This window comes from Bellilinea caldifistulae, assembly GCF_001306055.1.
Classification (GTDB): Bacteria; Chloroflexota; Anaerolineae; order Anaerolineales; family Anaerolineaceae; genus Bellilinea; species Bellilinea caldifistulae.
The window spans coordinates 1-18,763 of record NZ_LGHJ01000019.1; the positions used below are offsets into that span (position 1 = coordinate 1).

The 18,763-nt window shown below is 51.5% G+C and carries 19 protein-coding genes and 1 tRNA gene; 10 read left to right on the forward strand and 10 right to left on the reverse strand.

What is annotated here, in order from left to right:
• The coding region (locus AC812_RS13320) for a transposase (RefSeq protein ID WP_211261488.1) at window positions 1–774 on the reverse strand (774 nt) is incomplete at its 3' end.
• Between the two features lie 106 nt (window positions 775–880).
• On the opposite strand from AC812_RS13320, the gene AC812_RS13325 reads away from it, so the two are divergent.
• The 6 genes from AC812_RS13325 (at window position 881) to AC812_RS18310 (ending at window position 9,278) form a co-directional block, all read left to right on the forward strand.
• Window positions 881–2,272 carry an MFS transporter gene (locus tag AC812_RS13325; protein WP_061917245.1) on the forward strand — a complete coding sequence of 464 codons (1,392 nt, stop codon included), beginning with the start codon at window positions 881–883 and terminating at the stop codon, window positions 2,270–2,272.
• A gap of 152 nt (window positions 2,273–2,424) precedes the next feature.
• The gene (locus tag AC812_RS13330) at window positions 2,425–3,450 is read left to right on the forward strand and encodes an NAD-dependent epimerase/dehydratase family protein (protein ID WP_061917248.1); all 1,026 of its coding nucleotides are present in this window, start codon (window positions 2,425–2,427) and stop codon (window positions 3,448–3,450) included.
• Between the two features lie 17 nt (window positions 3,451–3,467).
• Entirely contained in the window at window positions 3,468–4,016 is a 549-nt protein-coding gene (locus tag AC812_RS13335) for a hypothetical protein (RefSeq protein WP_061917251.1), read from the forward strand.
• Window positions 4,017–4,124: 108 nt separating this feature from the next.
• A complete protein-coding gene (gene htpG / locus AC812_RS13340; protein ID WP_061917254.1) occupies window positions 4,125–6,005 on the forward strand; it encodes a molecular chaperone HtpG in 1,881 nt (626 codons plus the stop codon).
• Entirely contained in the window at window positions 5,998–6,978 is a 981-nt protein-coding gene (locus AC812_RS13345; protein WP_061917257.1) for a 2-hydroxyacid dehydrogenase, read from the forward strand. Before htpG ends, AC812_RS13345 begins: the two co-directional genes overlap by 8 nt.
• A 188-nt stretch (window positions 6,979–7,166) precedes the next feature.
• On the forward strand, window positions 7,167–9,278 hold the full coding sequence (locus tag AC812_RS18310; RefSeq protein ID WP_061917260.1) for an acetate--CoA ligase family protein: 2,112 nt from the start codon (window positions 7,167–7,169) through the stop codon (window positions 9,276–9,278).
• Window positions 9,279–9,337: 59 nt separating this feature from the next.
• On the opposite strand, the gene AC812_RS13355 is transcribed toward AC812_RS18310, so the two are convergent.
• On the reverse strand, window positions 9,338–9,757 hold the full coding sequence (locus tag AC812_RS13355) for a hypothetical protein (RefSeq protein ID WP_061917262.1): 420 nt from the start codon (window positions 9,755–9,757) through the stop codon (window positions 9,338–9,340).
• A 274-nt stretch (window positions 9,758–10,031) separates the two neighbouring features.
• Between AC812_RS13355 and AC812_RS13360 the strand changes: the two genes are divergently transcribed.
• A complete protein-coding gene (locus tag AC812_RS13360) occupies window positions 10,032–10,988 on the forward strand; it encodes a tyrosine-type recombinase/integrase (protein ID WP_061917265.1) in 957 nt (318 codons plus the stop codon).
• A gap of 151 nt (window positions 10,989–11,139) precedes the next feature.
• On the opposite strand, the gene AC812_RS13365 is transcribed toward AC812_RS13360, so the two are convergent.
• From AC812_RS13365 to AC812_RS13400, 8 genes are all read right to left on the reverse strand, one after another.
• Window positions 11,140–11,538, reverse strand: coding sequence for a terminase small subunit (locus tag AC812_RS13365; RefSeq protein ID WP_061917268.1), 399 nt, complete (start codon window positions 11,536–11,538; stop codon window positions 11,140–11,142).
• Complete coding sequence (locus AC812_RS13370; protein ID WP_061917271.1) at window positions 11,477–11,758, reverse strand: hypothetical protein; 282 nt, start codon at window positions 11,756–11,758, stop codon at window positions 11,477–11,479. The genes AC812_RS13365 and AC812_RS13370 overlap by 62 nt, the downstream gene beginning before the upstream one ends.
• Window positions 11,755–12,540 carry a hypothetical protein gene (locus AC812_RS13375; protein ID WP_061917274.1) on the reverse strand — a complete coding sequence of 262 codons (786 nt, stop codon included), beginning with the start codon at window positions 12,538–12,540 and terminating at the stop codon, window positions 11,755–11,757. The genes AC812_RS13370 and AC812_RS13375 overlap by 4 nt, the downstream gene beginning before the upstream one ends.
• A gap of 114 nt (window positions 12,541–12,654) precedes the next feature.
• Window positions 12,655–12,900 (reverse strand): hypothetical protein, encoded by a 246-nt coding sequence (locus AC812_RS13380; protein ID WP_061917276.1) that lies wholly within the window; start codon window positions 12,898–12,900, stop codon window positions 12,655–12,657.
• Window positions 12,890–13,270, reverse strand: coding sequence for a hypothetical protein (locus tag AC812_RS13385; protein ID WP_061917278.1), 381 nt, complete (start codon window positions 13,268–13,270; stop codon window positions 12,890–12,892). The genes AC812_RS13380 and AC812_RS13385 overlap by 11 nt, the downstream gene beginning before the upstream one ends.
• Before the next feature lie 131 nt (window positions 13,271–13,401).
• Window positions 13,402–15,552, reverse strand: a complete 2,151-nt coding sequence (locus tag AC812_RS13390; RefSeq protein WP_082149116.1) for a phage/plasmid primase, P4 family — start codon at window positions 15,550–15,552, stop codon at window positions 13,402–13,404.
• On the reverse strand, window positions 15,530–15,922 hold the full coding sequence (locus AC812_RS13395) for an HTH domain-containing protein (RefSeq protein ID WP_061917285.1): 393 nt from the start codon (window positions 15,920–15,922) through the stop codon (window positions 15,530–15,532). Before AC812_RS13395 ends, AC812_RS13390 begins: the two co-directional genes overlap by 23 nt.
• Entirely contained in the window at window positions 15,909–16,103 is a 195-nt protein-coding gene (locus AC812_RS13400) for a hypothetical protein (RefSeq protein WP_061917287.1), read from the reverse strand. The genes AC812_RS13395 and AC812_RS13400 overlap by 14 nt, the downstream gene beginning before the upstream one ends.
• A 135-nt stretch (window positions 16,104–16,238) precedes the next feature.
• Here AC812_RS13400 and AC812_RS13405 point away from each other — a divergent pair, with 135 nt between their 5' ends.
• The 3 genes from AC812_RS13405 to tig all read left to right on the forward strand — a co-directional run bounded on the left by AC812_RS13405 (window position 16,239) and on the right by tig (window position 18,737).
• On the forward strand, window positions 16,239–16,952 hold the full coding sequence (locus AC812_RS13405) for a CGNR zinc finger domain-containing protein (protein ID WP_061917290.1): 714 nt from the start codon (window positions 16,239–16,241) through the stop codon (window positions 16,950–16,952).
• 228 nt (window positions 16,953–17,180) lie between these two features.
• A tRNA-Leu gene (locus AC812_RS13410) sits at window positions 17,181–17,262 on the forward strand.
• 35 nt (window positions 17,263–17,297) lie between these two features.
• A complete protein-coding gene (gene tig, locus AC812_RS13415; protein WP_061917293.1) occupies window positions 17,298–18,737 on the forward strand; it encodes a trigger factor in 1,440 nt (479 codons plus the stop codon).
• Window positions 18,738–18,763: the final 26 nt, after the last annotated feature.

Consider the following 18,763-nt stretch of genomic DNA (forward strand, 5'->3'; position numbering starts at 1 on the left):
CTTCTCCAGCCGCGGCAGGCAGTCGTCTTGCAGCTTCTTCAGCGCTTTGCGCGCCGCCCGGCTTTCTTCTTCCCGCTGTGGACGCTCGCGCAGCCGCTGGTTCAGTTTCTCGATGCGCGCCCGCAGGTGTTCGGCATCTATCTCCCCACTACTGCTTTCCGATCCGCCGCGTTCCTCCAGGTCTTCCTCCCCATACGTAGCCTGCTCGACTTCGTTCTCCGCTTCGATCTGTTTCAGCAGTTCCTCGATCTGCACGCGCACGCGCTTCTGGTAGGTGTTTTTGCGTTTCGCCCACACCACTTTGTGTTTGTTGGCGTCCGCTTCGATCTTCGTCCCGTCTATGAAATACGTCTCCAACTTGACCTTGCCCACCTCGATCAGATACGCCAGTACCTCGCCAAACACTTCATCAATCACTCCCTTCATCCGGCTGCCGCGAAAGTCGTTGATCGTGCGAAAGTCCGGGCGGTTGCCCCCGCTCAGCCACATGAAGTGGATGTTCTCCCGCAGCGCTTTGGCGATCTTGCGCGAGGTATAGATCTTCTGGGTATAGGCATACACCAGCACCTTCAAGAGCATCTTTGGATGATAACTGGAAGTGCCTCCCCCCTTGTATTGTGCCAGTAGGGGGCTCAAGTCAAGCTGGTCGATCGCATGGTTCACCACCCGCACCAGGTGGCCTGGCTCGATGAGGTCATCGTAACTGGGTGGCAGCAGATAAGGTTGACCCATCACATAAGGTTTGAAGACAGGAGCGGCAGGTTTTCTTTTCATGCCCCCATTGAATCACGTTTCTCCTAAAAAGAAAAGGGCTGTCCCTTACTTTTTGGACAGCCCCTGTTGTTTAAGTTACATCTCAATTCCTCAAGGGAGTATAAGGATGGATAACTCAATCACTGAAGAACGAATCCCTTGGAAAAGCCGCATCTGGATTTCGCTGGCTGATTCATCGGTTGCCATGCTGCAAACCATCGTTGGTGGTGGCGCTCTCACGTATTACTTCACGCGGGTTCGTGGTCTTGAACCGAATTTAGCCGGTCTGGTCTGGTTACTTTTCGGTATCTGGAACGCCATCAATGACCCTCTATTTGGGTTCATCAGCGACCGCACCAAATCCAAACTGGGACGCCGGCGGCCCTACATTCGCTACGGCGCGCCGCTCCTGACTCTTGGCTTCATTTTCCTGTGGCTAGACCTGCCTGCTTCCCAGGTTGTAATGTTTTCCCAGATGCTGATTGGTTTATTTTTTTACGACATTCTCTATACTGCCATTGCCACCAGCATCTACATCATGCCTTATGAAATGGCGGTTTCCAACAAAGCCCGCAGCAGTATTTTTATCTGGAAAATCATCTTCATGATTTTTCCAAACGTTTTACCTTTTGTCATTGCCGCAATTCAGCCCGGCCCTGGGGATGACCCCGCCGCCTATCGCTTCCTTCTAATCGGGATGGCCATTGTGTTAGGGCTGATTGTCTTTTCCAGCACCTTTTTTTACGAGGAAAAAGTTTTTACCCAACAAGACGAGCAGTTTCCCTTTCTCAAGTCATTGAAAGAAAGTTTTCTCAACTTTGCCTTCGTCATCTTTCTGGTAGTCAGTTTTACCGTTATTTATATACAAACAAGTCTGATGCAGGGCGTAGCCTATTACTTCGATGAAATCATGATCACACCGCTGCCGCTTTATCTTGGTTTGGCGGCCGGGATTGTGTTTGGAATCTGGTTTTGGATTCGCCAGCGTGATCCGTGGGGTGTGAAGACCTGCGTCCGCGTTTGGCTGGCTGCCTTTGCAGCCGGCTGTGTAATCATGCTGCTAGGCGGGAAAATGCTGATACCCGCCGTGGCCGGATTTTTCCTGATAGGCGTCGGTTTTGCAGGCGGAATGTACTTGATCCCGATCATGAACGGAGATGTGATTGATTACGACGAACAACGTACCGGCTTGCGTCGCGAAGGGATGTACGCCGGGATTAACAGTCTGGTTACCAAGCCGGCCATCAGCCTCGCTCAAGCTGCATTTCTCTGGATTTTACAGGCTAACGGCTATGATCCTCTCTTGCCCAAAGGCTTGCAAACCGCTCAGGCTGAAAACGGTATTTTGCTGGCATGGATGTTGATACCAGCCATCCTCTTGACCATCAGCTGGTTGACCATGCGCTGGTACCCACTGTCCGGTTCACAATGGGATGAAGTCAAACAAAAATTAGCCGTGATTCACGATGAAAAAGAACGGCTGGCATTGCAAAAACTCCACTCCAAAACAGCCGACTAACCCTTGGCAGCGGAAAATAATGACGTTTGTAAGGTGACAGGTTGGACTTAACCGATACAATTAAGGTGTGATTGAAGGAGACCAACTTAATCCTTCATCTCATCGTCTATTTCAATCCCACCCTATCCCTTCCCGGAGAAAGCGAGAGTCCCATGCGTAAAGAAGTGGTCCTGATCACCGGTGCAAACGGTGAAATCGGTCATGGTTTGATCACTCATCTTGGCAGAGAAGGCAAAGTGGACATTGTTGCACTGGATGTACAGCCACTGGATGAATCCCTGCGCCAGTATTGCCTGCGTTCCATTCAGGGGGACATTCTGGATGGTATGTTGCTTGGCAGGCTGGTAGCCGAGTTTGAAATCCGCACAATCTATCATCTGGCATCTATCCTTTCGACAAAGGCAGAATACAACCCCGAAACCGCCCACCGCGTCAATGTCGAAGGCACTCTCAATCTCCTGCGGCTGGCTGTGGAGCAATCCGGCTGGCAGGGACGGCCAGTAAAATTTATCTACCCATCCTCTATCGCTGCCTATGGTTTGCCCGATTTGGAAACCAAACTGAACGCGGGAAAAATAAAAGAGTGGATGTGGCTTGAACCCACTACCATGTATGGCTGCAATAAGTTGTACTGTGAACATCTCGGACGGTATTACACCCGGCATTACCGACAATTGGCCGCCGACCATACCCCAAACACAATTGATTTTCGCTGTATTCGTTTTCCCGGATTGATCAGTGCAGATACTGTTCCAACCGGCGGCACCAGCGATTACGGCCCGGAAATGCTCCATCATGCTGCTCAGGGTGTGCCGTATGCTTGCTTTGTCCGTCCCGATACCTGTCTGCCCTTCATGGCTATGCCTGATGCGGTTCGTTCCCTGCTGATGCTGGAAAGCGCCCCCAAAGAGAATTTGAAACATCTGGTTTACAATGTGACCAGTTTCAGCGTTACGGCGCAGGAAATTTACGAAATTGTGATGAATGCTTTTCCAACGGCGCAAATCACCTTCAAACCACACCCTAGCCGACAGGCAATTGTGGATTCCTGGCCAGCAGACGTGGACGACAGCGCCGCCCGTAAAGACTGGGGATGGTTCCCGGAATATAATAAGGAACGCGCCTTCAACGAATATCTCATCCCTGCCATCAAAGAACGTTATGGGGTCAAGGTTTAAAATTGGGGAGAAGCACAATGACCACACCGGAAAAAATCACCCTTACGCCGGCAGCCGATGAAAAAGTTGTGCCGTTGATGGTTTATCTCCCCGGCAAGTTGGTTTGGGGAGATGCAGTGGTCAAAGAAGCCATACGAGTGAGCACCTGGCTGCGGACAAACGTTGCCCCCGAAGTCCTGACGCTTTTTAACGCAAAAATGCTGATACCGGCAGCCGGCGCAAAATTAAAACCAATTTTCCAACCGGAATTAAGCATCTTTGTCAGTCAGATTATCGCCTATCATTTAATCCCTCCTCATCAGGAACCACCCGATTTCGACCCCACTGAACCCAACCGCATTATGGAACCGGTTACCCTTTGGGTGGACACTTTCCGAATGGAAGGGCACCTGCGACTTTCGGCTCTTTCCTCGGTAAAGAAATATCTGGATGTTACGCGCGAGGCTTTCACCTCCATTTACGATGTGGAAATTTCGAACCCGCTCTTGCCAGAAATGGGCACCCTGAAAGTGCCTTATTTAATCGTGAGGCAAAACCTGGCGCTTTACGGCAAAAAAACCGGTTAGCAGAAAGAGATTGTTCACTCCTCTCTCACTCTCGAATTTTGATAGAAATCTTACAAAATTCGGGTAATATAATGACGTCATTTTTAGAACCACTCCGGAGGACTCGAGATGTCTCAGGCCGTTTCACAACACAACGCACAACCCGTACCCTTCAAGGCTGAAACCCGACAGTTGCTCAACATTCTGATCCACTCCCTTTACTCAGAGAGGGAAGTGTTTTTACGTGAACTCATCTCCAATGCCTCGGATGCGCTGACTCGTCTTCATTTTGAAACCCTCATCAATCGCGAAATTATTGACCCCGAAACCGAATTGGCAATCTGGATTACAAGCGACCCCCAGCAGCGCATATTGATGATCCGCGACAGCGGGATTGGCATGAATGCCGAAGAATTGAGCCAGAATCTGGGTACGATTGCCCATTCAGGCGCCAAAGCATTTTTAGAAGCGGCTCAAAAGGGAGACACAAAACTGAATGACATCATTGGACAATTTGGGGTCGGTTTTTATTCCGCCTTCATGGTAGCGGACAAAATCGAAGTTGAGTCCCGCTCTTACCGTCCCAACGACTCTCCAGCCCGCTGGATATCTAGGGGGGAAGATACCTTTACCATCGAGCCTGCTGAAAAATCCGAACGAGGAACAACGGTAAAAATATTTCTCAAAGAAGATGCGGCTGAATTTTGTGACGAAAATCGGCTGCGTCAGATTGTCAAAAAACATTCCGACTACATCCCTTATCCGATTTACATTGGCAATGAACAAGAACCTGCCAATCGCCGTATGTCTTTATGGCGTCAGCCACCTCATCAGGTTGGGGAAGATGAGTACCGAGATTTTTACCGCCAGTTCACACTGGATTTTCAAGACCCGCTGCTCAAACTTCACCTTGCCATTGATGCACCCGTGCAACTATATGCTTTGCTGTACATACCCGCAAGCCCGGAACGCAATCCCTTTGGTTTGAGAAAAGAAGAAGGACTGAAACTCTATGCCCGAAAAGTCCTGATTCAGGAATACTGCAAGGATCTATTACCACCGGCTTTCCTTCATTTCATGGATGGTGTGGTGGATTCGGAGGATTTACCCCTGAATGTGTCCCGAGAGTCAATTCAGTCCAATCGGGTCATGGCACAAATCAAACGGATTTTGACCAATAAAATCCTGGATACCCTGAAAGCCCTCGCAAAGGAGAAGCCGGAAGAATATAAACGCTTTTGGATTGCTCATGGCCGCAGCATTCGAGAAGCCATCGCCACCGAGCCTGATCTTGTAAGCGCCTTGCAGCCCCTCCTGCGCTTTCACTCGCTCAATCACCCGCAGGAGTGGATCTCGTTGGATGATTATTTGATGAAATCTCCTGCAAACCAGACCTGCATTTATTACCTAATCGGCGATTATCAAAAGAGCCTGGAAAACAGCCCGCATCTGGAAATTTTCCGCAGTCGCGGCATGGATGTCCTCTTTATGACCGATCCCCTCGATCCATTCATGGTCTTGCGAATGCCGACCTATAACGGTCATGATCTGGTCAATGCCGCCGGCGAAGATCTCAAACTACCGAAAGAGAATTCCGCAGAAACCCCTACAACCGTTTCGGCAGATAAACAGAGCGAGGATCTTGTTCAACGCTTCAAGAAAGTGCTGGGTGAGCGGGTCAGTGACATCCGCCTTTCAACCCATCCGCTCCAGGCTCCACTTCGGTTGGTCATGCCGCAGGGAGCGCTTCAGCCAGAAATACAAAAAGTTTACCGGCTGCTCAATCAAAATTTTGAACCTCCAAAACCCATTCTTGAACTCAATCATCAGCATCCCATTCTGACATCCATGCTTAAATTCCCGCCCGAATCGCCCATTGTTCAAAAAACTATCGAGTTACTTTATGAAAATGCCCTGTTGGTCGAAGGGCTTCACCCCAATCCGGGAGAACTCGCTCCGCGCATTCAGGACTTAATTCAACTTGCTTTGGAGAAAACCCCTCATGAATAAACCTGCCGTTTGGTTAACTCGACGTATTTACGAGCCTGCGGTTCAAAAAATTTCTACGGTTGCGCAGGTCGAAATCTGGCCGGCGGAGTACCCTCCTCCGCCGGAAGTCATCTTGGAGAAAGTTCAAGGTCTGGATGGTCTGCTGACGATGTTGACCGACCCCATAACGGCTGCAGTGATTGAAAATGCTCCCCATCTCAAAGTCATCAGCCAGATGGCCGTGGGTTTTGATAACATTGACATCCAAGCCGCAACTCGCCATGGAATCCCGGTAGGCCATACCCCCGGCGTGTTGACTGAAACCACCGCCGATTTTGCCTGGGCGTTGCTGATGGCAGCCGCTCGGCGGGTTGTCGAAGCCGACCGCGAAGTTCATCAAGGCATCTGGCGGGCGTGGGGACCGGATGTTCTGACGGGCATGGATGTCCACGGCGCCACCTTAGGCATTATCGGCTTTGGACGGATTGGGAAGGCGGTTGCCCGCCGTGCCCTCGGTTTTTCAATGAAAGTCCTCTACAACGACCCCAAACGGGATGAACAGGCTGAGAAGGATTTCCGTGTAGAATATCGGAATCTGGATGATCTGCTTCAGGAGTCGGATTTCATCAGCCTTCACACCTACTACACCCCTCAGTTACATCATCTCATTAATCGCCAGCGTTTTGAGCAAATGAAAGATGGGGCAATTTTGATCAATACAGCCCGCGGTGGTCTGGTGGACTACCAGGCTCTTTATTGGGCATTAGAGTCAAAAAAGCTTGCTGCGGCCGCGCTGGATGTCTTTGACCCCGAACCCATCCCACCCGGTCATCCTTTGTTACACTTTCCCAATCTTATAATCACCCCGCACATTGCCAGCGCCAGCACCCGTACTCGTCAAAACATGGCCCTGATTGCTGCGGAAAACCTGATTGCCGGATTGCGAGGTGAAAAACTGACTTACTGTGCCAACCCTCAGGTCTACAACGTCTGATTAACGCTCAAATTGTGATGAAAATACCTCAAAAAAGGGATTTTTGTTAACTCAAAATTCGTGATAAATACGGTATCCTTATAACAGTTTGACAGACAACTATGCTCTATTCTGACCTTTGCCGTTTTTCTTCTTGGGAAGGGAACAGAATTTGAATCTATCATCATATTCTTTCTGGAGGAACACTCGTGGACCAAAAAGCTCTGAATGGCTTACTCAGGCCGAATAAAATTGCGGTGGTGGGGGCCTCTGCAACCCCCGGAAAAATTGGTTATACAGTTGTGAAAAATTTACTGGAAGGCGGTTATCAAGGAAAAATCTATCCCGTCAATCCCTCCGCAACAGAAATTCTGGGCTTGAAAGTATATCCTTCCATCCGTGATATCCCTGAAGACATTGACGCTGCCATCATTACCATCCCGGCAAAGGCAGTACTACCCACCGTTGATGAATTGGGCGCCAAAGGCGCAAAAGGGATGATTGTCATCACCTCCGGCTTCAGTGAAGTTGGTTTGAAAGAACTGGAACGCGAACTGGTCGAAAAGGCCAACAGTTACGGTATTCGCGTATTGGGACCGAATATCGTGGGTGTGCTTTCAAATTCTGACAAGATGAACGGTTCTTTTGCCCCCTTCCTACCTTTGGAAGGTAAGGCTTCACTGGTTTCCCAATCGGGAGCGCTGCTGATTGCCATTGATGCCGCCAGTTATATTCGTCGGGTTGGTTTTGATAAGCTCATTTCGATCGGCAACATGTCCGATGTGGATTTTGCCGACCTGATTACCTGGCTGAACGAGGATCCCAACACTTCCTGCATTTCTCTTTACATCGAAGGTTTTCGGGATGGGCGGCGATTTATCGAAGCAGCCCGCAATGCGAATAAACCCATCATCGCTCTCAAAGCGGGTGTTTCAGCGCATGGCGCAGCTGCTGCTGCCTCGCACACCGGTTCGCTTGCCGGAGCCGCCAAAGTGTATGGGGCTGCTTTCCAGCAGGCCGGCGTGGTTCAGGCAACTGACCTGAACGATCTGTTCAACCGCACCTTATCCCTCTCCCTGCAACCGCCCATGAAAGGCGATAACTTACTGGTCATCACCAATGGCGGTGGTGTAGGTGTTCTGGCAACCGACGCCGCAGAAAAATCGGGCGTCCCGCTTAAATTTGCCCCAGCAGATGTGCAGGCTGAGTTAAAGAAGCACATGCCTGAATTTGGCTCGGCCAAAAATCCGGTTGATCTGACCGGAATGGCCGGGACAGAGTGGTATCAGGCTTCCATCCGCTTTGCCTTTGCCCATCCATGGGTTGACGGTCTGGTTGTTCTCTATTGTGAAACCGCCATGACTGACCCGCTGGAAATTGCCAAAGGCATCAAAAAAGCCATTGTCGATTCGGGTGTGACCGATAAGCCAGTGACGGTTTCCTTCGTAGGTGGTGAAAGATCCGAAGAAGCCATGCGCTGGCTGGTTGAAAACGGCATACCGGCTTATGGTGCCCCCGATCTGGCGGTTAACGCCATTGCCGCCTTGCGTGAATATGCCCGTATGAAAGAAATTGTCCGCGAGGAAGCCATGCCTTGTCTGGCTCAGGATCGAGAGCGTGCCTTGAAGATCATTAACAAAGCTCGCAGCGAGGGGCGCGACTCGTTGACCGAGATCGAAGCCAAGGAAGTCTTCGAGTGCTACGGTTTACCGGTAACCCCCACCCGCCTGGCGCGCAACGAGGACGAGGCTGTGGCTCTGGCTCGCGAAATCGGTTATCCGGTTGTAATGAAAATCGTCTCCCCCGACATCCTCCACAAGTCGGATGCGGGTGGCGTACGGGTCAACATCAAAGATGATGCTGGCGTTCGCGAAGCCTTCAAAACGATTATGAAGAACGCCAAAGAATACAAGGCAACCGCCAATATTCATGGTATTGCTGTACAGGAAATGGCCCCGTGGGGCACCGAGGTCATTCTTGGCTCGGTCAACGATCCAACCTTTGGCCCAACCATGATGTTTGGTCTGGGCGGCATCTTTGTCGAGGTTCTCAAGGATGTCACCTTCCGTGTTGCGCCGGTGACGTCCAGCCAGGCTTTGCGCATGCTGGACGAGATTCGGGGTGCCCCCATTATTGCTGGTGTGCGCGGTGAGGCCCCGCGTGACCGTCAGGCGCTGGCTGATGTGATTTGTCAGTACTCGACCATGATTCTCGACCTGGCTGATGAAGTAAGCGAATCGGACGCCAATCCCGTCTTGGTTTACGAATCCGGCAAAGGACTGAAAGTGGTGGATGCCCGCATCATCCTCAAGAAAAAATAGGGCATAACAATAAACGTTATCAAGCCGGGCGATCAAAGATTCTGCCCGGCTTGATTTTTTTACTTCTGGGTTTGTAAAAGCCGTTGCCAGGCCCCTTTCCAGGGTGTACCAAGGCGGTTACGCTCAGCCACCTGAATCTTCTGTAATTTTTGAGCAATCCACACAGAAAGCAAAGCAACCTGATTCCAATCCTCGTCCTTTAGAGACTCCAGCATTGCCCGCCCCAATTGATTGACCCACTCCCACTCCATACGAAATCGCTCAGCCTTGACCCAGTATCCCCGCTTTTCCCATGCCTGAACCGAAATATCAATGGTTTCGCCAATTTCAATCAAGGCCAGGCCGATAAATGCTGCCAGATCACGAGTATTTTCATCGGCCTGTTCTTGCTTCATCAATTCCCGGATTGCCAGAACAACCCCTTTGGTCAATTGTGTCCGTTGTTTTCCAGCGCTTTCCGGGTTAATTAAGCGGCTCATAGTTCTCCTCGATGAATAAAGATTGGCGCAATTATACCAGCCCGGCTTCATAGATAGAATAAAAATTCTTGAAAAAGTGAATTTTTCCCCAGCCGTTATACTCTTCAACCGTGATAGGTGGTATAATTGGCGCGCAAACCAGCGGGGAAGTGCTGGAACTGGCAGACAGGCATGACTTAGGATCATGCCATTTGGCTAAGCAAACATTCACCCGTAAATCTGGCGGTATCGCGCATGGCCACCCCCACAAATACGGCATTTTGGAGGGTGGCTCATGTCTTCTTCAAAAACGCGGCACATTACCCGCACTCATGTTTTTACCTTCGGTTTGGATCACCTCAGCACTGCCATTGAAGCCTTCATCATAGATAGGCAATCCAGCGGACTATCTTCCAATACCATCCAGTTTTATCGAAACTGTCTCAGGCGATTTATTGAGTTTTGCGATAGCCAGGCAATCACCCAAATTGACCAGGTCGCACCGGATACCATCCGGGCTTATCTTTTGTGGCTGGAACAGAACGGCCACAATCCCAGCGGTCGCCATGCCCATTATCGAAGTCTGCGCGCCTTTATGTTCTGGCTGGAAACTGAATTGGGTGAAGATACTTACCGCGCCCCCATCCGTAAGGTCAAACCGCCTAAAGTGCCAAAAGAGATTATCGAAGGCGTCAGCCTGGATGACGTTCAACGGATGATTGACGCATGCAAGGGCAACCGCTTTACCGATTTACGGGATAAAGCCCTTCTGTTTTTCTTGCTGGATGCCGGCACACGCGCCAGCGAAGCCCTTGCCGTTGACCTTGCCGATGTGGACTTTGCCACCGGCGGCGTCCTGATCCGCAAAGGCAAAGGGAATAAATCCCGCATGGTCTACTTTGGCAAGAATACCCGCCGCGCCATCACCGCTTACCTCAAAAACCGTGAAGATGATCATCCTGCCCTGTGGGTCAATGAGAAAGGCGAACGCCTTACCCGCTTTGGGCTGGATAAAGTCCTGCGTGTGCGTGCCAAAGAAGCCGGTATCACCAACCCACCCAGCGCGCATGATTTTCGCCGGGCTTTTGCCCTGAATATGCTACGATCGGGGTGCGACGTGTTCACCCTTCAAAGGCTCATGGGACACAGTGATCTAACCGTCTTGCGCCGGTATCTTGCCCAGAACGAAAATGACTTACAGCAAGCCCATCAGCGGTTTAGCCCGGTTGAAAATTTGGCAAAGAAAGGATAAAACAGCCGGAATTTTCCCTCCAGAAAGCCCTAGAAAGCCCGTTCTAGCCTTCACAGGTCATTTGATATGGATTGTCCAAAGAACGGGCAAATTTCGGGCTTTGGTTGCTCAGTATGGCAGGCATGCCCAAAAAACTGACGTTTTCCTGAACCTAGTCCGTAGGCGGTTCAGCCTGCGCCGCAGCCTCATCAATCCTGCGTTCAAGGTCGGTAATCCGGGCTTCCAATTCAACCGCATTCCGAAAACGCAAGACGGCATCCAGTACTGTTTTAGCAGCCGCAAGCCGTGCGCCCGGTAGTCGGCGGTCGGTCACAAGGTCGGACAACGCATCAAGCGCGCCGCTCTGCATACTGAGCAGCCTCCGCATGGCTTCTTCCAGCAACCCACTTTCTGCCTCTTGCAAGGCTTCACGGAAGGCCGGCTGCCGCAGCCAGCGGTAAGCGGTCTTTTCGCCGATACCGCACTTATGCGCCGCCTCCCGTGCGCTTTTACTGGTCAGCAGGGCTTGAAGAAAGCGTTTTTGCCTTGCGGTTAGGTCGTTTCGGGTCATCTTCTGTCATCCTGACATACTGGCGCAATTGCCAGCGGTCAAAATGGATTGTACCAGCAAACAATCGCACCAGGTAGCCAAACGTCACCAGCGCCGCCGTGACTTCCGCATCCGTTGCGCCTTCCAATGCCAGCCGGAAGCGGGCAAGGTCGAAATCCCGCCGCACTTCCGGCGGCAGGTTGGCCAGAAGGTCGGCAAGCGGAAGTTCGCGGTAGTTCATTCTACCCAAACAACATTCTCGCCTTCTGGTGAAGGCATCCACAGCGGGATAGGCGTCCGTGAGGGTTCATGGTCACGGCAGCGGGTGATTGCGGTCAGCGCCTGGCTGAAGGCGGTTTGCATCCGTTGAAGCCCAACCTCCACCTCCTGCCATTTGGCGGCGATTTTCTTCTCCCGGTCGCTCATGAAGCGTTCTTCCGCCTGGTCAATCGCCTTGTGCATGTCCGCAACAGCAGCATCGAAGCCCGTCAGCCCGTGCTTTGCCTGATACCAGGCCGGATATCCCTCACGCAACACCCGGCAATCTTTGCGGTCGGTCACGGTCAGCAGAATTTCTGGCAAGGAACGCCCGGCATTCAACAAAGTTTCAAATTGCGGCCAGCGGCGCAAAGCGTAAGCCTGGAACACCGATTCATCCTGCGGGTTCGCCGCCGTGCGCTCTTCTTGAAGTTTTGCGAAAGCCTGATTGCCAAGTTCCTGAATGCGCCCATGCCACAGGTGGAGCACCTCAACGGCTTCATCCACAATCAGATTACAAGCAGCAGCGGAAACGGACGGGTCAAGCCCGGCCTTGCGCATTTGACGCACACCCTCAAAGGCCAGCGTCACGATTTCAGCGATTGGCTCATGCACCTGACGCAGTTCATAAATTGGATTTTCAACGGTAACACCTGCTTGAATGCGTAAACCGTTGAAATCACTCGTAACACGGCGCGGCAGATAGCGCCGGGCAATGTCCGCCAGTTCAGCGGGAGTATAGTAAACAGCAGGCTGATTAGCCATTTCTCACACTCCTATAGAAAATATGTTTTGCGAACGGGTGTTCTGTATTCATTATACCACCGAACACTTTTTGCCCAACATAATACGCATTGTCTTGGGCATCCTCACCGGTCGTCAGCCGGTCTTGGACGGGTCACCTCCCGTATACGGCGCAATTTTCGCCAGAAGTTCAAGGCAATCGCCTTCGCTCAGGTCAGGTACAGCCTCCTGAAGCCGCCGCACCTGGTCAAGGATTGCGGGCCGGTCAAGGGCATCCAACCGGTAAAATGCCCGGTACAGCGGATGAAGCCGCTCAATTTGCTTGCGGTCGAGTTCCATCACCGCAAGAAGCGACAAAGGCGGGCAGTAGTCACCGGTCATTTGTTCGCTCCATCGCCAACCGCAAGAGTTCATCAGCCACCGTTGGAACATCCGCCAGCGGCACAGCGGGTAAGGTGATCCCATCCCGGCCAAACATATAAAACTTGCCGTGCTTCAGATACTTGCGCCCAATGGCCCGCAAAGCCTCCTGTTCAGTATCGGAAAAGTATCTTCCGGCCGGAAAGGTGTCAAAGTGGATACGAGCATATTTCCGCCGTGCCGTTACCCGCAAATAGGGCATCCGGTTTGCCTTGCAAAAATGCCAAAAAGCATTCAAAACCGGCAAAGGCGTACCTTCCCGCGCAACGATATAGCCAGTTTCGCAGGCTTGCTCAAAGATTTGTTTGTATCTGCCCCGTAGTGTGGTCATTCCTAACCTCCGATCTTGACTTGGTGACGAAGGGTGACGAGAAAATGGCGTTTTTTGATTTTTCCCCCTTAAGTGGTCACTTAAGAAAGAAAACTTGAAAAGTGGCCTTTTCTCGTCACCTCTCGTAACCGTCATACTCCAATCCCTTTGAAAAACTTTCCGTTCTTTCTCACTTCGCGTTCAAAACCATGTGCCACCATGAGTTTTGAGAATAACTGAATGGACTTCACCGCCTGCGGGACGCCGTTTAAGCGGCAGTGCTGCTCATAGGTGGCGAATAAGTCGCTTGCCTTTGTCTCAAGTCGCGGGTCGAGTTTACAGGTCGCCAGAAAATCGGCCAGTGGGTCGCTGTCCGCGCGCCAGGCTTCGGCGGCTTGAACGCACTGCGGCGGCGGGTTCAGCCCTTCCCGCTGGTAAGCCAGACAGCCTTCCAATGCCCAATTCAGGATACCGGGCAGTTCGGCTTGAAGTTTTGCCCTCAGGTTCTTGTCTTGATTTTGTCCCTCAAAGCGCGCAAGGAATGGGATCAGCACCACCCGCCGCCAGAACGCAGGTGAAACGTCCCGCACCTTTGGCAGGTCGTTCGCCGCCAAAAATAACTTGAATTGCGGCATGTAGGTTCTCTCGTGTTCGTGCTTTCGCGATCCCGTTACCGGGTCTTGACCGGTAACCAGTTTCAAAACCGCCTCATTCAGTGTGCCAACCGTCGAAGTTTCTACAGCAACCACCAGCCGCGCGCCCTCCAACGCCATCAGGCTTTCCTGGTGGCCGCCTTTGTTCGGGTCAGTGGTAAAGGTTGAAAAACTGGTGCTTTTGGCACAGTCCCCCAGCGCGGCGCGCAGGGTATCAAGCAACGTAGATTTCCCGTTCAGCCCCCGCGCCCCGTGACAGAAGAAAAACACCTGTTCACGGGTAAGGCCGGTTAGGGTATAACCAACCGCCCGTTGGATGAAGGTAATCATTTCCTGGTCATCCAGGAAGACTTCCCTCAAAAACTGCTCCCAACGCGGCGCTTTGGCTTGCGGGTCGTAATGCGTCCCGGCGCATTGGGTCAGGTAATCATCCGGCTGACCTTCCCGAAAGTCCCCCGTTTCCAGGTCTACAATGCCATTCTGCACAGCCAGCAGTAAAGGTTTTTGATCAAATTTCCTGCCGCTTTTGGCCAGGTTCGGGCGGCTCTTGGCAATTTCCAGCATCGAACGCAGACGATACCCGTTTTCTGAATTCAGTAAAAACGTCATCGTTTTCTTCCGCAAGTCGGCATCTTGAATGCCGAACGCCTGTGCCTGCCGCTCCCGGATGGCTTCCAGCGCCAAACGTTCAACCGCGCCATCGTCATCTGTCACCCACACCGGCGAACGGAAGACATACCAGCGGCGGGTATCATGCCGATAGCAGATTTGTTTCTCGTGTCGGTCGCCAAAAAATTCAGCATTGCCGGCATCGGTCAAGGCATAGCCTGGTTGATAACGACATACTGATTGAGCAATCCGGGTGACTTCGGCATCATCCAGCGGCGGCTGGCACTGTGCCTGATTAAGTACCCTCAATGCTGCCAAAATCGCGGGTTCATCCATCCCCGCCCGGCGCATCCGCCCGGCCTCACTGGTCAGCCAGGTGTTCCGTTGCCCTTGTAACACCTTTCCGCCCTGTGCCTGCTGCCCCTGTGGCTTGTGTCCGTTCGGCGTGCTTTGCCCGGCGGTAAGCAGGTTCAGCAACCATCCGGGCAGGTCGGCGGGTTCGTCATTTTCCGGGTCAGAGGACGCTTCCCAAACATAGGCATTCCCGCTTGAATGAATTGACGGCGGCGCAACCACAAAACCGCCATCGGCGCGAATGTCCAAACCGGGACCAAGCGCACCGGCGGAAGATTTTAGGTATTGAACACCCGCCGGGTATTTGAAGTACAAGTGCCGCCCACCGCCGCCGGTCAAGGATTCAAGGGTGGCAGGTAACCGCCCGAATTTGGCTTCAAGATCAAGCAAGGTTGCGTCCCCGTCATGTCGCGGGTCAACGTCCAGCACCACTAAACCACTTTCGCACCCGGTCGCAATGCCTACGTTGGCTTCAGGTTGCATCGTCCACCAGACCGCGATTTGGTCAAGATCAATGGTGGCATCCTTGAAGCCACGCGGGACAAGCGCGCCGATCGGGTGCTTGCCAGGTGATTGACAATTAGGGTTGCCACAGGTACAGCACCCATTATGCACCGAATGCACCGGAAAAACGCGCCAGCCGCGCAAGGAATACGTCACAAGTTCAGTTATCGAGATTGTGTTCATCGTCGCCGTCCCAAAGTTCTAACTGCACCGCATTTGCCAAACCGATAATCTTCACCGCCCGGCGGACGGTTCGCGCTTTCCATTGCTTCACCGCTTCCGGCGCAGGGTCAAGCCAGTAGCCGCTTCCCCCCTTCGCCGTGCTTGATAAAATCGGGTATCCTGCCCGGCGTAGGGCTTCAATCCGCGCCCGCAGTTCTCGCTCCGAACAGCCCCGCGCTGCGGCAAGGTCGGTCATGCTGATTTTTTCTCCCGCAGGTAATTGACGCAAAATGTTCACAAGTGTATAATCCAAATAGCGAACGCTGCCCCGCGTTCTCAAGCCTTGCCCGCCGCCGCCAACGGCGGGTTCTGTTTTGTTAGTTTTGTCCATGCTGCACCTCAGCCCCGCTTGCGTTTTCTTTGGTTTTCTCTTCGCTTTGCTTTTTTTGAAACGACTTTGAAAGTTCCCGGCGAATGACCGCTGAAGGCGTTAGGAATTCGGTTTCAGCCCGCCGCTGGACTTCTTCCCAAAGCCAGCCGGGAAGCCGGATTGCAAAAATTTTTTGGGACATAGGACATCTCCTAAAACGGTAATTATTTGAAATACCGTTACTATAATACGATATATTACAACGATTGACAACAATAAAAAAATCTGTTATCATTTTTTTACCGTTACATAAACCTTAAAAAATTGGAGATTTCCCATGCAAGGACATGCTCAACTGGTTTATCCCCGTTCCTGGACACGCGGCAAGCCCACATTGAAAGGTGATTACATCACCATCAGCCAGCCTGAAGAGTATCAGCCTTACGAATGTGCCAATCTGGTATTTGACTTTTCCGGCTTACGGACGCCAAAGGACGTTACCGCTTTTGTCGGCCAGTACGGACTTTTGAAACGTACTGAAGGGCTTGAAAAAGTCACGGACATTTTGGCGGAAGCGGCGGCAGTAAGGCTTTTGTTCCAAATGGTGATTGCCATCCGCAGGGTAGATACTTCTTTCCTGCGGGACATTTGGCAAATTTCGGACTTTGCCAAACTGTTTGAAGCCCCTCCGAAAGATGATGATGAATTACTGGCTCAAGCCTCCGTGCTTGTAGCATGGACTATCAACGAAAACCTTGCGGGCGTCCCTCACGGTCTCATCCCTGAAGCGGCATTTGAAGTGGACGGCGTCAGCGGGTCGCCAGGTATTTTTCTTTGGGTGGCTTATCCCGATAATCTGCTTCAATACATTTACTATCAACTGGCAATGACTATAAACCTGAAAACTCCGCTTGCTTCATGCACCGAATGCGGAAGGATTTTCAAGGTCGAGCATGGCAATCAGGAATATTGCTCCAGCCGTTGCTCCAACCGGGCAAGAATAAGACGCTTCCGAGAAAAACGGCAGCCAGGTCAAAAACAGCCGCAATGAATAGCAGCCGCCGATCAAAACGTGCTAAATCTCCCCCTTGTCACATTGTGACAACCCGCTATAATTGTGCTAGCGTCAACGGGTTATTTACACCCAATCTTAAAAAATCAACCGCAAAAATGGGCTTTTACGGCACATGATTAGCCCATTTTGCGGGCGGCGGGTGGCAAAAAAGCACCGCCATATCTGGCTTAAAACGGGCAAAAAACGCCCATTAAGCCAAAATGCGGGGAAGTGCTGGAACTGGCAGACAGGCATGACTTAGGATCATGTGCCGAAAGGCGTGCGGGTTCAAGTCCCGCCTTCCCCACTCAAATTAAAATTCTTTAAACAAGGATGATCAAGTTGAAACTCGAAATCCAACCCCGAGATGACCATCAGGTCAATGTGATTGCTGAATTTGAGACCGAACTTTTAGAGCAATTCAAACGCCGTTCAGCGCGAAAAATTGCAGAAAAAACCCGTATCCCCGGTTTTCGCCCCGGCAAGGCACCTTATGACGTTGTGCGTCGGGTCGTGGGAGAAGAAGCTCTAATCGAGCAAGCTATTGAAGACTTGATTGATGAATACTATCCAAAAATTTTGGAAGAAGCCAGCCTCAAACCCGGCGCAGCCGGTAATTTAGAAAAAATCCTCAGTTTGGACCCGCCAAAATTTTCCTTCCTCGTCCCGTTAGAGCCGGAAGTTGACTTAGGCAATTACAAAGATATTCGTCTGGAATATTCCCCGCAGGCCGTTGAAGAACAAGAAGTAACCGACTTCCTCAAGCGTTTGCAAACGAATTACGCCACGGCTGAACCGGTTGACCGCCCTGCTCAGGAAGGTGACTTGGTTTACATCAAATTTTCCGGAAAATTGACGCACCCCGCCGAAGGAGAGGACGAGATGGTTTTTCCGGAACGGCCAGCTCAATTCATTTTGGGCAGCGATTTGATGGAGAACCGCTCTTTCCCGTTTCCCGGCTTTTCCGAAAATTTGACTGGTAAAAAAGAAGGCGATGCTTTCACCCTCACCTACACCTTCCCGCAAGACGAGAAGGATGAAGCCCTGCGTGGTAAAGAGGTCGAGTTTCAAGTGACCGTGCAGAGCGTCAAATCGCTGATCTTGCCTGAACTCAATGACGAATTCGCCCAGACTATCGGTCAATTTGAAACATTGGAAGACCTTAAGAAGGCAATTCGTGAGCAGTTAGAAAATGCAAAAAAAGAAGAGGCCGATGAAACCTTTTTCAATCAACTTTTCGAACGGCTGCAAGCCCAAGCAACCATCAAATACCCGCCTCAGGTACTGGAACATGAGATTGAACATTTGTTGGAGGACTTCCAGCACGATTTGAGCCGACAGGGGATGGAACTGGACACTTATCTCAAGATGGTCAATAAAGACCGTGAAACCTTCATTCGAGAAGAACTCGAACCGATTGCCCGCCGCCGGCTTGAACGTTCGTTGATCATGGAAAAATTCGCCGACGTGGAACAAATCAAAATTGACGAAACCAATTATCAGCAGGCCATTCAAGACTCATTGCGTGATTTGCAATCCATGCCAATGGACAAAAAACCCACAAAGGCTGAACAAAACCAACTCACCCAAGAGGTATTGATTTACAATATCAATCGCAGGCTGAATCAAATGATCCTGAATCGGATGAAAGCCATTGCTACCGGACAAGCTTTGGAAGAACAACCTGCCGAACAAGGCCTCGCCAGCGAATCCTCAACCGAGTCTGATTCCGGTAACGAGCCTGTTCAGGAAGAGAATCAGGACGCGCCTGCTGAGGAATAGTCCTCAAATCAATTCAACCAGCCAAA

Bases quoted from the DNA above. Each gene is read 5' to 3' on its own strand.
- AC812_RS13375 (WP_061917274.1), bottom strand. From the start codon at position 12,540: ATGGCTAATCAGCCTGCTGTTTACTATACTCCCGCTGAACTGGCGGAC.
- AC812_RS13365 (WP_061917268.1), bottom strand. From the start codon at position 11,538: ATGACCCGAAACGACCTAACCGCAAGGCAAAAACGCTTTCTTCAAGCC.
- AC812_RS13380 (WP_061917276.1), bottom strand. From the start codon at position 12,900: ATGACCGGTGACTACTGCCCGCCTTTGTCGCTTCTTGCGGTGATGGAA.
- AC812_RS13390 (WP_082149116.1), bottom strand. From the start codon at position 15,552: ATGAACACAATCTCGATAACTGAACTTGTGACGTATTCCTTGCGCGGC.
- AC812_RS13335 (WP_061917251.1), top strand. From the start codon at position 3,468: ATGACCACACCGGAAAAAATCACCCTTACGCCGGCAGCCGATGAAAAA.
- AC812_RS13400 (WP_061917287.1), bottom strand. From the start codon at position 16,103: ATGTCCCAAAAAATTTTTGCAATCCGGCTTCCCGGCTGGCTTTGGGAA.
- AC812_RS13355 (WP_061917262.1), bottom strand. From the start codon at position 9,757: ATGAGCCGCTTAATTAACCCGGAAAGCGCTGGAAAACAACGGACACAA.
- AC812_RS13360 (WP_061917265.1), top strand. From the start codon at position 10,032: ATGTCTTCTTCAAAAACGCGGCACATTACCCGCACTCATGTTTTTACC.
- AC812_RS13385 (WP_061917278.1), bottom strand. From the start codon at position 13,270: ATGACCACACTACGGGGCAGATACAAACAAATCTTTGAGCAAGCCTGC.
- AC812_RS13330 (WP_061917248.1), top strand. From the start codon at position 2,425: ATGCGTAAAGAAGTGGTCCTGATCACCGGTGCAAACGGTGAAATCGGT.
- AC812_RS13370 (WP_061917271.1), bottom strand. From the start codon at position 11,758: ATGAACTACCGCGAACTTCCGCTTGCCGACCTTCTGGCCAACCTGCCG.
- AC812_RS13345 (WP_061917257.1), top strand. From the start codon at position 5,998: ATGAATAAACCTGCCGTTTGGTTAACTCGACGTATTTACGAGCCTGCG.
- AC812_RS13325 (WP_061917245.1), top strand. From the start codon at position 881: ATGGATAACTCAATCACTGAAGAACGAATCCCTTGGAAAAGCCGCATC.
- htpG (WP_061917254.1), top strand. From the start codon at position 4,125: ATGTCTCAGGCCGTTTCACAACACAACGCACAACCCGTACCCTTCAAG.
- AC812_RS13395 (WP_061917285.1), bottom strand. From the start codon at position 15,922: ATGGACAAAACTAACAAAACAGAACCCGCCGTTGGCGGCGGCGGGCAA.
- AC812_RS13405 (WP_061917290.1), top strand. From the start codon at position 16,239: ATGCAAGGACATGCTCAACTGGTTTATCCCCGTTCCTGGACACGCGGC.